General features: G+C 60.1%; 9 protein-coding genes. 5 read left to right on the plus strand and 4 right to left on the minus strand.

Annotation, left to right across the window (positions count from 1 at the left end):
• Positions 1-31 precede the first annotated feature (31 nt).
• A complete protein-coding gene (locus tag COA55_RS07435; RefSeq protein WP_063520745.1) occupies positions 32-463 on the plus strand; it encodes a DUF3332 family protein in 432 nt (143 codons plus the stop codon).
• 158 nt (positions 464-621) lie between these two features.
• On the opposite strand, the gene COA55_RS07440 is transcribed toward COA55_RS07435, so the two are convergent.
• Both COA55_RS07440 and COA55_RS07445 read right to left on the minus strand, forming a co-directional pair.
• On the minus strand, positions 622-1,791 hold the full coding sequence (locus tag COA55_RS07440; protein ID WP_290501227.1) for a PLP-dependent aminotransferase family protein: 1,170 nt from the start codon (positions 1,789-1,791) through the stop codon (positions 622-624).
• A complete protein-coding gene (locus tag COA55_RS07445) occupies positions 1,788-2,021 on the minus strand; it encodes a winged helix-turn-helix domain-containing protein (protein WP_290501228.1) in 234 nt (77 codons plus the stop codon). Before COA55_RS07445 ends, COA55_RS07440 begins: the two co-directional genes overlap by 4 nt.
• Positions 2,022-2,175: 154 nt before the next feature.
• Between COA55_RS07445 and COA55_RS07450 the strand changes: the two genes are divergently transcribed.
• From COA55_RS07450 to recD, 4 genes are all read left to right on the plus strand, one after another.
• Positions 2,176-2,877 (plus strand): LysE family translocator, encoded by a 702-nt coding sequence (locus tag COA55_RS07450; RefSeq protein WP_290501229.1) that lies wholly within the window; start codon positions 2,176-2,178, stop codon positions 2,875-2,877.
• 256 nt (positions 2,878-3,133) lie between these two features.
• On the plus strand, positions 3,134-6,535 hold the full coding sequence (gene recC / locus COA55_RS07455; RefSeq protein WP_290501230.1) for an exodeoxyribonuclease V subunit gamma: 3,402 nt from the start codon (positions 3,134-3,136) through the stop codon (positions 6,533-6,535).
• On the plus strand, positions 6,532-10,125 hold the full coding sequence (gene recB, locus COA55_RS07460; protein ID WP_290501231.1) for an exodeoxyribonuclease V subunit beta: 3,594 nt from the start codon (positions 6,532-6,534) through the stop codon (positions 10,123-10,125). The genes recC and recB overlap by 4 nt, the downstream gene beginning before the upstream one ends.
• A 186-nt stretch (positions 10,126-10,311) precedes the next feature.
• Entirely contained in the window at positions 10,312-12,249 is a 1,938-nt protein-coding gene (gene recD, locus COA55_RS07465; protein WP_290501232.1) for an exodeoxyribonuclease V subunit alpha, read from the plus strand.
• Positions 12,250-12,472: 223 nt separating this feature from the next.
• Here recD and COA55_RS07470 read toward each other — a convergent pair whose 3' ends face one another.
• Positions 12,473-13,579, minus strand: coding sequence for an OmpA family protein (locus COA55_RS07470; protein WP_290501233.1), 1,107 nt, complete (start codon positions 13,577-13,579; stop codon positions 12,473-12,475).
• Between the two features lie 205 nt (positions 13,580-13,784).
• Positions 13,785-14,108 (minus strand): YdbL family protein, encoded by a 324-nt coding sequence (locus tag COA55_RS07475; RefSeq protein WP_063520372.1) that lies wholly within the window; start codon positions 14,106-14,108, stop codon positions 13,785-13,787.
• Between the last annotated feature and the right edge of the window lie 7 nt (positions 14,109-14,115).

The raw sequence follows: 14,115 nt of genomic DNA on the forward strand, positions 1-14,115 counted from the left end.
TAATGAATTCACCCAACTCAAGGAGAGTCCGATGAAGAAAATTCTCGCCAGTGCATCTGCTGCCGCTCTGCTGACCGGTTGTCTTGGTCAGAACGCCCTGTTCGATACCGTCCAGGACTGGAATGCCACCGCCACCAACAACAAATTCGTCAACCAGGGCATCTCTTTTGTGTTCTGGTGGGTGCCGGTTTACGGCCTGTCGTTGCTGGGCGACATCATCATTTTTAACTCCATCGAGTTCTGGACTGGCACCAACCCGATCAGCAAGGAAGGCGCCAAGGTCGCAGGGACAACCGAAACCGTGACCGACGGGTTGGGCAATGAAGCCGAACTGACCTACCACGCAGACGGCTCCATCACCGTGGTGGCCGCTGAGGAAAGCTACACCCTGATCAAACAGGACGGGAAGGTCATCAAAGTGCAGGACGACAAGCGCGAAGTGCTTGGCTCGGTGATGATGTAAGCCAAGCCCAAGCGACATCGCCGAGGGCATAAAAACCTTGGTCGCGAGTTGCGAGTTGAAAAAAAGCGAAATGCAAAACCAGTTTTAGCTTCTCGTAGCTCGTAGCTCGTAGCTCGTAGCTCGTAGCTCGTAGCTAAAAGCAACCTTCCATTCCGCCGCTACAACAACCGCGACAGCCTCACCAGCGCCTGCTCCACCCGGTTATCCCACTTCACGGCACAATTGAGCCGCAGGCAATTGGCGAATTTTCCGGAGGCGGAAAATAACGAGCCGGGCGCAAAACTCACCCCGGCTTCCAGAGCCTTTTCCATCAGCTCGGTGGTATCCACCTCACCCGGCAATTCCACCCACAACACGAACCCTCCCGCAGGCCGGCTCACCCGGGTCTGTTGCGGAAACAACTGCGTCACCCGCTCGGTCATTCTTGCCACACCCCGCGCATGCTCACCGCACAGCTGGCGCAGAAACCGGTCGTAATGGCCGCGTTCCAGATAGCGTGCCAGCACCAGCTGTGAGGGTGTGGCCACCGATACCGTATTGATGAATTGCAGATGCTGGGCCTTTTCCCGATGACGCTCCGGCGCCACCAGCCACCCCACCCGCAAACCTGCAGAGAGGGTTTTTGACGAAGACGAACAGTAATACACCAAACCATTTTTGTCCCAGCTCTTCACCGGGCGGGGCCGGGGGCCGCTTAGCGGCAGATCCCCGTAGATATCATCTTCCACCAGCGGCACCTTGTGCTTCGACAACAGCGCCAACAGGGCCTGTTTGCGTGCGTCGGAAAGCCTCACCCCAAGCGGATTGGAAAAATTCGACACCACCACACAGGCCGATACCTTCCAACGCTCCAACGCCAGGGTCAGGGCTTCCAGGGAAATCCCCTCCACCGGGTCGGTGGGAATTTCCAGTGCCTTCAGGCCCAGCGAATCGATCACCTGCAACAGGCCATAATAGGTGGGCGATTCAATCGCCACGGTGTCGCCAGGTTGGGTCGTCAGCTTGAGCGCAATGGCCACGGATTCCTGGCAGCTATTGGTAATCAGCACATCCTCCGGGCTCACCTCGCACTGCAACCCCGCCAGCCGCCGGGCAACCTGGGTACACAGTTCCGGCGCCCCGGGCGGAAAGGCATAGCCCACACAGCGACGTCGCTCCTCACGCAGCACGCTGTGAAACATCCTTTCCATGGTAGCCACCGGCATATATTCCGGCGCCGGCACCGCCGCTCCCAGGTTCACCACCGACGGGTTATTCACACTCTGCAATATCTGCAGCACCCGCTCCTGACCGGTAATTCGGCGGGGCCGCCGACTTGCCGTGGTCACCCGGGGGCCTCGCGCACCACCGGCGGCTGGCGCACGTAGTAACCGGATCGCGGACGGGCTTCCAGCACACCACGCTGCTCCAGCTCCCGGCAGGCATTCACCGCCGTGGACACACTGACCTGTTGCTGCTCCGCCAGCACCCGCACCCCGGGCAGGCGACTGCCCACCGGGTACACCTGATCCCGGATCAGGACCTGCAGACGATCCGCCAGGCTTTGATACAACGTCATGAGATAAATACCCGATACAGTTTTTCGCATAATAACCAGTACAGATTACTATTCTTACAATCTGTACCGCTTCAATATTATTTTCTTATATCTGTATTGGCATGCGTTGTCCATCTAGTCTGTTGAACCATCTTCAGAAAAGAAGGATCGCGTCATGTCGACGGAACAGTTAGTGGCACTTATCGGCTTTGTCGCCGTGATGACCGGCACCCCCGGCCCCAACAACCTGATGCTCATGGCATCCGGTGCCAACGCAGGCTTCCGCCGTTCCTTGCCGCACATTCTGGGCATTGCCATCGGCTGTCAGGTAATACTGATGTGCGTGGCGCTGGGGCTCGGTCAGCTACTAACCCGCTTCCCGCAGGCCGTTACCGCACTGCGTGTGGGCGGTGCCTTGTACCTGTTGTATCTGGCCTGGCAGCTAGTGCGCACCCGCGAGCTGAAAAGTGATGGCGACAACGCCAAACCGCTCACCTTCATGCAGGCCGCCCTGTTCCAGTGGGTCAATCCCAAAGCCTGGATGATGATTCTCACCGGAGTAGCCACCTTTACCCAACCGCAGGACTTTACCTTGAGCGTGGCCATTGTGGCCGGCACCTTCCTGATCGTCGGATTACCGCTGATCAGCAGCTGGAACCTGTTTGGCGCGGTGCTGAAAAACTGGCTGCACCGGGGCCGGCGCCTGCGCGCCTTTAATCAGGCCATGGCGGTGCTGCTGGTAGCATCGCTCTATCCCACTTTTGGCATCAAGCCCAGTCAGGCCAGTGAAGCCGATACCCCGCCAGCGCAAGAAAGACAGGAAACACCGCAACCGCAAAAGCGTGAACGACTAAACTGGTGGATGAGCGTGCTGTAGCGATTCAGTAGCGGGTGACGAGGAGCGAGTTGCGAAAGTCAAAACCTTCAACCGAAGAATGGTTTTTGCTTTTCGAGACTCGAAACTCGTTACTCGCCCCTGCCACCCAATTATTTCCCCACAACACAATCTGGCCGCCCCCTCCTTTAGCATCCTCTCCTTTGCACCACATGTGGCTAGCTGTTGTAGCACGGCAAGCGCTTCTCCCTTAGGCTAGACCCTTTCGCACAAACGCAATTTCGCGCAAGGAATGTCCATGCAAAACGGGCTGATGGTGCTGCACGGCAACCGTCTGGAAACCCTCACCGAGCTGGTGGCCGACTGGCTGCAGCGTGAGCCGCTGTCACCGCTGGAAACGGAAACCTTCCTGGTGCAATCCAATGGCATGGCCCAGTGGCTGAAACTGCAACTGGCGGATGCCCTGGGAATCAGCGCCGGCTTCCAGTTTCAGATGCCCGCCCGTTTTTTGTGGAGCGCCTATCGCACCGTGCTCGGCGAAAGCCAGGTGCCGCGCACCTCCCCCTTCGATAAATCCCGCTTGCTATGGCGGCTCTACCGTCTGCTGCCTACCTTGCTGAATAACGACCACTTCGGCCCATTGCGGCACTTTCTCGCCGACGATGTGGACGGTCGCAAACGCCATCAGCTGGCCGAGCGGCTGGCGGATCTGTTCGATGCCTATCAGGTCTATCGGGCGGACTGGCTGGCGGACTGGGAAAACGGCAACGACCGTCTGCGCACGGCCCAGGATCGCGACGCTTTTGATGAGTTTCCCAGCAGCCAGCTGTGGCAGGCGCATCTGTGGCGCGCCCTGCTGGCGGACATGGATGACAGCAAACAGGGCCTCAGCCGCAGCGCCATCCACCGGGATTTTATCGCCACACTCACTCAACAACAGCTACAGGGCACGCCACCGCCGGGCCTGCCCCGCCGCCTGATCATCTTCGGTATCAGCGCCCTGCCCCAGCAGGCCCTGGAAGCCCTGGCCGCGCTGAGTCAGCACTGCCAAATCCTGATGCTGGTACAGAACCCCTGCCAGCATTACTGGGCAGATATTGTCGAAGACAAACAACTGCTGCGCCGCCAACTGGACAACCGCAAACGCCACCTGACCGCCCTGCCGGAAAACCGCGTTAATCCGCTGCTGGCCGCCTGGGGCAAACAGGGCCGGGACTTTATCGGCCTGCTCTACGATCACGACGATCCGGACAGTTATCGCAGCGACTTCCAGAACCAGATCGATCTGTTTGAAAACCGCGAACCGCAAACCCTGTTGCAACACCTGCAGCAGGACATTCTTGATCTGGAACCCCTGCCGGCGCCGGACCAACGTCCACCCCTGGAAGTGGACAGCTCCCTGCATTTCCGCATCGGTCACAGCGCCCAGCGGGAAGTGGAAATTCTGCAGGATGAATTACTGGATCGGTTCAGCAACGACCCGAACCTGCAGCCCCGGGACGTAATCGTGATGGTGCCGGACATCGAAGCCTATGCACCGCACATTGATGCGGTGTTCGGCCGACTGGACCGGGACGATCCCCGCTATCTGCCCTACACCCTCAGCGACCGTAGTGCCGGTGCCGCGTCCCCTCTGGCCCAGGCGGTGGAATCCCTGCTGCACCTTCCCCAGTGGCGTTTCACTGCCACCGACATACTCGATCTGCTGGATGTGCCCGCCGTGCGCGAACGCTTCGGCATCGACGAAGGCGACCTGCCGCAACTGGCCCGCTGGATCGACCAGGCGCGCATTCGCTGGGGCCTGAACAGCCAGCAACGCAAGACCCTGGACGTGCCCGGCTTCGAACAGAACAGCTGGGCCTTCGGCCTGAAACGGATGCTGGCCGGCTACCTGCTCGGCGACGGCCCGGCCTGGATGGACATCGAGCCCCTGGACGAAGTGGCCGGCCTGGGCGCGGAGCTGGCCGGGCGCCTGTCGCGGCTGCTCGATACCCTGGAACACCACTGGCAACAGTCCCGTCAGGACGCCAGCGCCCGGGAGTGGCAACAACGCTTCACCCGGTTACTGGACGACCTGTTCGCCCCGGTGGACGAAACCGACCAGACCCTGGATGCGGGCCTGCGCGACGCCCTCAACGATTGGCTGGCCGCCTGCGCCGAAGCCGATTTCGACAGCTCCCTGCCACTTACCGTGGCCCGCCGCCCCCTGCTCGATGCCCTCAACGCGGAAAGCCTGTCGCAACGATTCATGGCCGGGCGCATCAACGTCTGCACCCTGATGCCCATGCGCGCCATTCCCTTTCGCCATGTCTGCCTGCTGGGCATGAAGGACGGTGACTACCCCCGTCAACAGCAGCCCATGGATTTCGATCTGATGCGGCAATGGGGTAACTATCGCCCGGGGGATCGTTCCCGCCGGGACGACGACCGCTACCTGTTTCTGGAAGCCCTGCTCAGCGCCCGCGACAGCCTCTACATCAGCTGGACCGGCCGCAACGTGCGCGACAACAGCGAGCGCCCACCCTCGGTGCTGGTGGCGCAACTGCGTGACCACATTAACCAGCGCTGGCACACCGACGAGGGCGAACCGGTGGATGCGCTCACCGTGGCCCATCCGCTGCAACCGTTCAGCGCCCGCTACTTCTTCCACACCCACCAGGATGCGGCCAGCGATTCGCTACACACCTATGCCAACGAATGGCGCGCCCTCCACGATGGCCAGGCGCCCGCTGTCAGCAACGACCAACCGCTACCGCCACTGGACAGCGACGAGCCAATTACCTGCGCCGCCCTGGGCCGTTTTCTCAAGCAACCGGTGGCGCACTTTTTCGAGCAACGGCTGAAGGCCCGCCTGAAACAGCAACGCCAGGTACTGGACGACAGCGAGCCCTTTTCCTTCGATGGCCTGCAACGTTTCCAGCTGCAGGACCAGTTGCTCAGCGACGCCCTGCGCGCTGGCCCGGAACATGCTGGCGAGGCCATGACCGAGGCCATGGATCGTCTGGCCGGCAGCGGCGATCTGCCCCTGGCCCCCTTCGATGAAGGCAGCCGTGACAGCCTGCTGATGCCCCTGTCGCAGCCACTGGAACACTATTTTGCCCTGCTGGCCGAGAGCGGCGCGCCGCAACCGCAACAGGAAATTCGCCTCAGCGCCGGCCCCCTGCAGATCGAAGACTGGCTTACGGATGTGCGCGGCTCTGCAGCGAATAGCCAGCGTCTGGTCCTGCACACCGGCAAGCTGAAAGAGCGCTTCGACAAACTCACCCGGGACTGGACCCTGCACTTGGCCGCCTGCGCCGCCGGGCATCCGCTGACCACCCACATTCAAGGGCAGGATGGCCGCATCACCCTGCCGCCCCTGAACCGCAGCGACGCCCAGTACTGCCTGGATCAACTGGGCCATGCCTGGCAACAGGCCCTGTGCGAACCGTTACCCATCGCCTGCGCCACCGCCTTTGCCTGGCTGAAAGGGGAAGAAAAAGACAACGGCGACAACGAGGCCCGCAAGGTGTTCGAATCCGGATTCATGCACACCGGCGAACAGGACAAGGAACCGGCCATTGCCCGGGCCTGGGCCGACTTCGACACTATGTTGGCTGTCCGCCATGGCGACAATAGCGCCTTCGCCCACTGGACCGAGCAACTCTATGCCCCGCTCTATCAACATGTACAGTGGCAAGAGCCAGGAGACGACGTATGAGCACTGAACGTCCTCTCCCGATTACCTTCCCACTGCACGGCACCCGGCTGATCGAGGCCAGTGCTGGCACCGGCAAGACGTTTACCCTGGCCGCTCTCTACCTGCGTCTGGTACTTGGCCACGGCGAAGAGAATGCTTTTTCGCGCCCGCTGTTGCCGCCGGAAATTCTGGTGGTGACTTTCACCGAAGCGGCCACGGAAGAACTGCGTGAACGGATCCGCGACCGCCTGGCCGATGCCGCGCGTATCTTTGCCGATGCCAATGCAGAAGCCGACGACCCGGTGCTGGCTGAATTGCTCAATGACTATAGCGACCCGGACGACCGGGCCCGTTGCGCCCAGCGTCTGGATGCCGCCGCCCAGTGGATGGACGAAGCCGCCATCTACACCATCCACGGCTTCTGTAATCGCATGCTCAAACAGCATGCCTTCGATTCCGGCAGCCTGTTCAGCCTGGAATTGCAGGAAGACGCCAGCGACGAACAGCAGATGGCAGCGCGGGATTACTGGCGCTCGGTGATTGCCGATTTCCCGGTGAGCGCCGCCAATGCCCTGCAAAGCGACAACCTGGGCAACCCGGATGCCCTGCTGGACGCCTGCCGTCCCCTGCTCGGCCTGAAAGAAGCTGACCCGGAAGCGTTACCGCAAAGCGTCACACACTGGCTCACGCAAACCGGCCCCCAGGCGGACAAGGATCAACACGCCCGCCGGCAACTGGCCGCCGAACTGCCGGACTTTCTCGAATGGGTGCGCGCCGCCCGCGATAACAAATGGCTCAACGGCAACAGCTACCGCACCACCAGCCTGCCCGGCATGCTGCAAACCCTGCAGCGCTACGCCAATGGCGAACGGCTTAACGACAAGGCCTACGACACCCTGGCAAAGTTTTCCCATGAAGGCATGAAACTCACCAAGGCCGGCCAGGCGCATCGGCCGGACTTTGCCTTCTGCCAGCAGCTGGACGCGGTCATGGAAGGGCGGGCAAATACACAGTTGCCCCGCACCGACCTGCTCGCCCATGCCGCCGCCTGGATCGACCGACGGGTGGATCAGGTCCGTCGCCAGACCGCCACCATGGGCTTCGACGACATGCTCAGCCGCCTGCACGATGCCTTGAAAGGCGGCAACGGCGAACGCCTGGCCCAGGTTATCCGCGACCAGTTTCCGGTGGCACTGATCGACGAATTCCAGGATACCGACCCGACCCAGTACGGCATTTTTTCCGCGCTTTATGAAGGGCAGGAAGGCACCGGCTGGTTCATGATCGGCGATCCCAAGCAGGCCATCTATGCGTTCCGCGGTGCCGACGTCTTTACCTACCTGAAAGCCCGCCGGGCCACCGCCGGCAACCACTACACCCTGGATAAAAACTTCCGCAGCGCCGACGCCATGGTCAGCGCGGTGAACCATCTGTTCGGCTACAGCCAGAATACCTTTGGCGATGTGTTCATGATGGACAACGCCATTCCCTTTGAAGCAGTAAAGGCCAACGGTCGCAAAGACGTTCTGTTAGTCGACAGCAACGAAAAATCCGGCATTACCCTGTGGGTAGACGAGCAGGAAAAACCAGTCAGCGCCGGCCAATACCGGGACGAGCAGGCCGCACGCTGCGCCAGCGAAATTGCCCATCTGCTTAACGGTGCCGTTAAAGGCGTTACCGGCTTCCAGAAAGGCGACAGCTTCCGGCCCCTGCATCCCAACGACATTGCCATCCTGGTACGCGATCGCACCGAGGCCAAAGCCATCCGCGATGCGCTGATGGAACGGCAGGTGCGCAGCGTCTATCTGTCTGACCAGGATTCCGTGTTTGCCCAGCCGGAAGCCCATGACCTGCTGCTGATATTGCACGCCTGCGCCACCCCGGAATCCGACACCCGGGTGCGCAGCGCCCTGGCCTGCGCAGTGCTGGATCTGGCCTACGCGGAACTGGATGCCCTCAATCAGGATGAAGTGCGCTGGGAAGAAACCGTGGAGCAGTTTCACGGCTATCGCCATCAATGGCAGAGCCAGGGCGTGCTGCCCATGCTGCGCAGCCTGCTGATGGATTTTCATGTGCCCGCCCGGCTCAGCCAGAGCCTGGACGGCGAACGGGCCCTGACCAACCTGCTGCATCTGGCAGAGCTGCTGCAGCAGGCCGCCACCCAGCTGGACGGCGAACAATCATTGATTCGTTATCTGGAAGACACAGTTGAAGAAGGCCGTGGCAGCAGCAAGGAAAGTATCCTGCGACTGGAAAGTGACGACGACCGGGTCAAGGTGATCACCATCCACAAGTCCAAGGGCCTGGAATACCCGCTGGTGTATCTGCCCTTTATCTGCAGCTTCCGCCCGGCGGACAAGAACAAGCCGCCGCTGCGCTACCATGAAAACGATCATCTCAATGTGTCGCTGGAACCGGACGACACGGTGGAAAACAAGGCGGACCACGAACGACTCGCCGAAGACATGCGTCTGCTCTACGTGGCCCTGACGCGTGCCTGCCACACCTGCACCCTGGGGATCGCGCCCTACATCAAGGGCCGCGGCAAACAGAATCAACTGGAGAAAAGCGCCATCGGCCGTTTGCTGTTCGGTAACGGCGTGGCCAACGACGGCCTGCGTGCCGCGCTGGCACCGGTAGCCCATGATGCGGTCACCATTATCAACGCGCCGGACAGCAACCCGGAATGCTATCAACCCAAAGCGGAATCACGGACCCTGCGCACGCCGCTGATTCCTGCGGCACGACAACGGCAACCCTGGTGGATTGCCAGCTACAGTGCCCTCAAACAGGTACAGGAAACCCTGGCCCCGGCCGACCCGCGCGGCGATCAACTGGCCGAGCAGCAGGACGACACCCTCGTCGATGATGCGGAACCGTTAGCGGATACCATCCACGCCTTCCCCCGTGGTGCCGCACCGGGCACCCTGCTCCACGACATTCTCGAACAGGCGGCCAACCAGGGCTTCGAACAGACCCTGGCTGACCCGGCCGAGTTTGAAACCAGCGTGGAAGAAAAACTGCAGGCCCGGGGCTGGCAGGATTTCATGGCCGTGATCCGTCACTGGTGGAAGCAGGCAGTCACCACCGCCCTGCCGCTTGAGAGCGACAAGATCGCCCTCAACACCTTGCACACCTATGTGCCGGAACTGGAATTTGTATTCCCCGCCCACCAGGTGAAAGTGGCCGAGATGGACACCCTGATCCGCCAGCACATCCACCCGCAGCACCCGCGCCCGCGACTGGAAGCCGATACCCTGAACGGCATGCTCAAGGGCTTTATCGATCTGGTGTTCGAACACGACGGCAAGTACTACGTGCTCGACTACAAATCCAACTGGCTGGGCGTGGATGACAGCGCCTACACCCTGGACGCCATGACCGACGCCGTGCTGGAAAAACGCTACGAAGTGCAATACGTACTCTACCTGCTGGCCCTGCACCGCCTGCTGAAAAGCCGCCTGCAGGATTACGATCCTGACCAGCACCTTGGCGGCGCCGTCTATGTGTTCCTGCGGGGCTTGCAAGGCCCGGCGGCAGGCACCGTGTTTGATCGACCGGCGACCGGGTTGATTGAAGCGCTGGATGCGATGTTTGGGGGAAAGATATGAGCTATGAGCTGCGAGCGACTAGCTACGAGACGCGAGATAGGCAATCTTTAGGGGGACGGTCGTGCTCGCGAAACAACATTGTTGAATCACTGCAACACGCTTTGTTGTATGCCCCCTGTTTTCTCAGGTTTTCATCTAGCAGCTCGCAGCTAGTAGCTCGTAGCTGCTCTTCCCGGAGGGCTACCCATGCAAACTGACCTGTTCTCCGCCCTCACCTGGGAAGACGCTCTTCTCCTACTGCGCGACAACAATTTGCTGCGCGATCTGGACGTGGCCATTGCCCGCTTTCTTAACCAGCAATGCCCGCAGGCAAGCTACGAAGTGCTGCTGCTCGCTGCTTTCACCAGCAATCAACAAGCCAGCGGCCATCTCTGTCTGGATCTGAAAAACCGGGAGCTGGCCACCCAGCTGTGGGGTACCAGCCCACCGCCGGAACTGGTGACCCTGCTGCCCGGCAAGCCGGACGACTGGTTGCATGACCTGCAACAAAGTCCACTGGTGAGCCAGAACGGCAGCACGCCGCTAGTGCTGGACGGCAGCCGCCTTTACCTGCGTCGCAACTGGGCCCGGGAGGTGTCTGTCGCCGAGGCCATCAGCCAGCGACTGGCCACGGTCAGCCCCTTGCCTGCCGAGCGTCTGCGCGACGCCCTGGCCCGATTATTCCCGAACGCCGGCGACCAAACCGACTGGCAACAAGTGGCCTGCGCCCTGGCCAGCCGCAGCGGTATCGGCATCATCACCGGCGGCCCCGGTACCGGCAAAACCACCACCGTGGTACGCCTGCTGGGGCTGCTGCAAAGCCTGGCCATGGCGGACAACCAGCGACTGCGAATTCGCCTCGCTGCGCCCACCGGCAAGGCGGCGGCGCGGCTCACCGAGTCCATCGGCGAACAGGTGCAACAACTGGACGTGGACGTCGCGGTACGCGACGCCATTCCCACAGACGTCACCACCCTGCACCGCCTGCTCGGCACCCGCCCGGACAGCCGCCACTTCCGTCACCATGCTGATAATCCGCTGCACGCGGATCTGGTGGTGGTGGACGAAGCCAGCATGATCGACATGGACATGATGGCCAGCCTGCTGGAAGCCCTGAGCCCCCACACCCGGCTGATCCTGCTGGGCGACAAGGACCAGCTGGCCAGCGTGGAAGCCGGCGCGGTGATGGGCGACCTCTGTCGCCATGCCCACCAGGGCCGCTATCAACAAAGCACCATCGATTTCGTCAAGGACACCTGTGGCGCCGACATCAGCGACCATCAGGAAACCGACCAGGCACCGGGCAACGCCCTGGCCCAGCAGACCGCCATGCTGCGCACCAATTGGCGCTCCAAGGACAGCCCCGGCATCGGCGAACTGGCACGGGCCGTGAACGAGGAAAACCTGCCCCTGGTACGTAAGGCCTTTCAACACTATGGCGACAGCCTGCATCGCCATCCACTGCGCAGCGATGACCGGCAACTGGAAAACCTGCTGCTCAACGGCAGCGGCAATCAGGAAGGTCTGCGAGCGCTGTTTCAGGCGGTGGCGACACCGCCATCGGAACGGCAGGACTTCGATGCCTGGGCGGCCGCCTTGCTCAAGCAACTGACCCACCAGCAACTGCTCAGCGGTTTGCGCAGCGGGCCGTTTGGGGTCGAGCAACTGAATCAGCGCATCACCCGCCACCTGCAACAACAGGACCTGGCCCCGGAACGGGAATGGTATCCGGGCCGCCCGGTGATGATGACGCGCAACGATTATCAGCTGGGGTTGATGAACGGCGATGTGGGGCTGACCCTGCCATTACTTGAGGAAAAACACGGCAAGACGGAGCGGTTGTTAAGAGTGGCCTTCCAATTACCAGACGGTCGCATCAAATGGGTCCTACCCAGCCGCCTGGACGGGGTGGAAACCGTCTATGCCATGACGGTGCACAAATCCCAGGGGTCGGAATTCCGGCATACCCTGCTGGTACTGCCTGATGCTCCCCACCCGCTACTCACCCGGGAATTGATCTACACCGCCGTCACCCGTGCCCGTGATCGTTTCACCTTGCTGGAATTCGGCAAACCGGCGGTACTGGACAGTGCGGTGAAAAAACGCACCTGGCGGGCGTCGGGGTTGGCAGAGCGGCTGAGTTGAAAGTTCAAAGTTTAAAAGCGCGGGGAAGCTCTGGAGTCATGCGACACAATCCTGACCCGCGCCGCCCTAGAATTGAAACCCCATACAAGAGAATCGCGGCAATCAACGTTGATCGTTTGGCTGCACGCTATGCTATCCCGCACTTTTAAACTTTGAACTTTACACTTTTAACTAAAAAAACGGGATGCCGAAGCATCCCGTTTTTTGTTTCACCATCTTGCGTTTATTTGAACTGCGCTTCTTTCTCTTCAGTTTCCACAATGATGTCCGCACGACGGTTCTTGGCACGACCGTCAGCAGTGCTGTTGTCGGCCACCGGCTTGCTCTCACCGAAACCTTCCGTGGTGATCTTGTCGGCACCAACCGAGAAGTCTTTCATCAGGCGATCTTTCACTGATTGAGCACGGCGCTCGGACAGGCCCTGGTTGTAGTCTGCCGGGCCAGTGCTGTCAGCATGGCCTTCCACACGGATGCGCCCTTGCTCACCGGCATTCAAGCGATCCGCCACACCTTTGATTTCATCGCTGAACTGACCCTGAATGGTGTCGCGATCAAAGCCGAAGTAAATCACCGAGGTTTCCCGATTCTGCATGGACTCGTAGACCTGACAGCCGTCCGCATCCACTACTGCACCAGAAGCAGTGTTCGGGCAACGGTCCTTGTCGTCGTTAACACCATCGCCATCGCTGTCACCAGTCACCACTTCCGCGGGGGTTGCAGCAACCACTTCATCGTCACTGCTGCCACCGTCGTCATCGCTGATACCAAAGGCCAGATTCACGCCGGCATAAACCTGGCCTTCCCAGTATTCCCGATCCTGGCTGTAAGCCTGACGGGTACCCAGATCCAGAATCACATGCTTGAAGAACGCGCGCTGCACACCCAGCTCCACACCGGTCATCAGCTCGTCGTTATCGTCACTGTTGGGATTATTCAGGCTTTCAATCAGCTGCTCACCCACATTGATGCCGGCATAGGGTTCGAAACCCAACAGGCCGTGATCATCAAAGTGGTAACGCCCACTGACATAATAGTTTTTCATGTCCAGGCGGCGACCGGAGTTGTACTTGCTCTCCGCGTCACCGTCCACTTCTTCATACCAGCCCTGAACGGACCAGTTGGGGGCAAAGCGCCAACCGAGCTGAGCACCATAAAACGGCACATCATCCAGGCCATCGCCACCGTTACCAATCACATCATTGTCGTAAAAAGTGTAGTAGCTGGCGTGCCCACCAATGTAGCCGTATTGGTCTGGAACATTTTCTCCAGCGAAAGCAAAAGGACTCATCAGCAGCGGCACCGCGGCCGTCATACGCAAAAATGTTTTCATGGCAGATTCCTTTCCCGTTGTTTCTGAATTTCTTCAGGAATTTAAACACCGGAAAGGAAAACAAGCAGCCACTTAAACAGGTATCAGGGGGTTAATTTACTTAAATTTAACCCCTATACTATCAATGGTTTACATAAATATAGCCCGAAATAATGAGTTGGAACTTCCATCCCAATACTTTGGTAGAAAAAATATTTTTACAGCATTATTTTTCCACCCACTGACCATCAGGTGTTTTCACATATTGCCCGGTCGCGGTCTTGTCGATGGCTTTTTGCCCGGCCAGTCTGGCCACCTGATCAAGCGTGATACCGTTTTGTTTGGCAATACGCTCATAGGCATCGCGACGCTTCTGATTAATCTCTGCTGCAAGCTCAACGGCGGCAGGTGTTGCCTTCACAACGCCCAGGTAGCCATCAGTCTGCTCACCGACCAGCCCCTGGCTTTTCGCCGCATCCAGATCCAGCGCAAACGCCGCCATGCTCAGCAGCAGGGTCAGGGTGGCAATCATGGTCTTTACAATTTTCATTGTCCCT

This window comes from Alcanivorax sp. (assembly GCF_002733835.1).
Taxonomy (GTDB): domain Bacteria; phylum Pseudomonadota; class Gammaproteobacteria; order Pseudomonadales; family Alcanivoracaceae; genus Alcanivorax.

What these genes read in the sequence shown, in the direction of transcription:
- COA55_RS07435 (WP_063520745.1), top strand. Translation starts at nt 32, where the DNA reads ATGAAGAAAATTCTCGCCAGTGCATCTGCTGCCGCTCTGCTGACCGGT.
- COA55_RS07445 (WP_290501228.1), bottom strand. Translation starts at nt 2,021, where the DNA reads ATGACGTTGTATCAAAGCCTGGCGGATCGTCTGCAGGTCCTGATCCGG.
- COA55_RS07450 (WP_290501229.1), top strand. Translation starts at nt 2,176, where the DNA reads ATGTCGACGGAACAGTTAGTGGCACTTATCGGCTTTGTCGCCGTGATG.
- recC (WP_290501230.1), top strand. Translation starts at nt 3,134, where the DNA reads ATGCAAAACGGGCTGATGGTGCTGCACGGCAACCGTCTGGAAACCCTC.
- recB (WP_290501231.1), top strand. Translation starts at nt 6,532, where the DNA reads ATGAGCACTGAACGTCCTCTCCCGATTACCTTCCCACTGCACGGCACC.
- recD (WP_290501232.1), top strand. Translation starts at nt 10,312, where the DNA reads ATGCAAACTGACCTGTTCTCCGCCCTCACCTGGGAAGACGCTCTTCTC.
- COA55_RS07470 (WP_290501233.1), bottom strand. Translation starts at nt 13,579, where the DNA reads ATGAAAACATTTTTGCGTATGACGGCCGCGGTGCCGCTGCTGATGAGT.
- COA55_RS07475 (WP_063520372.1), bottom strand. Translation starts at nt 14,108, where the DNA reads ATGAAAATTGTAAAGACCATGATTGCCACCCTGACCCTGCTGCTGAGC.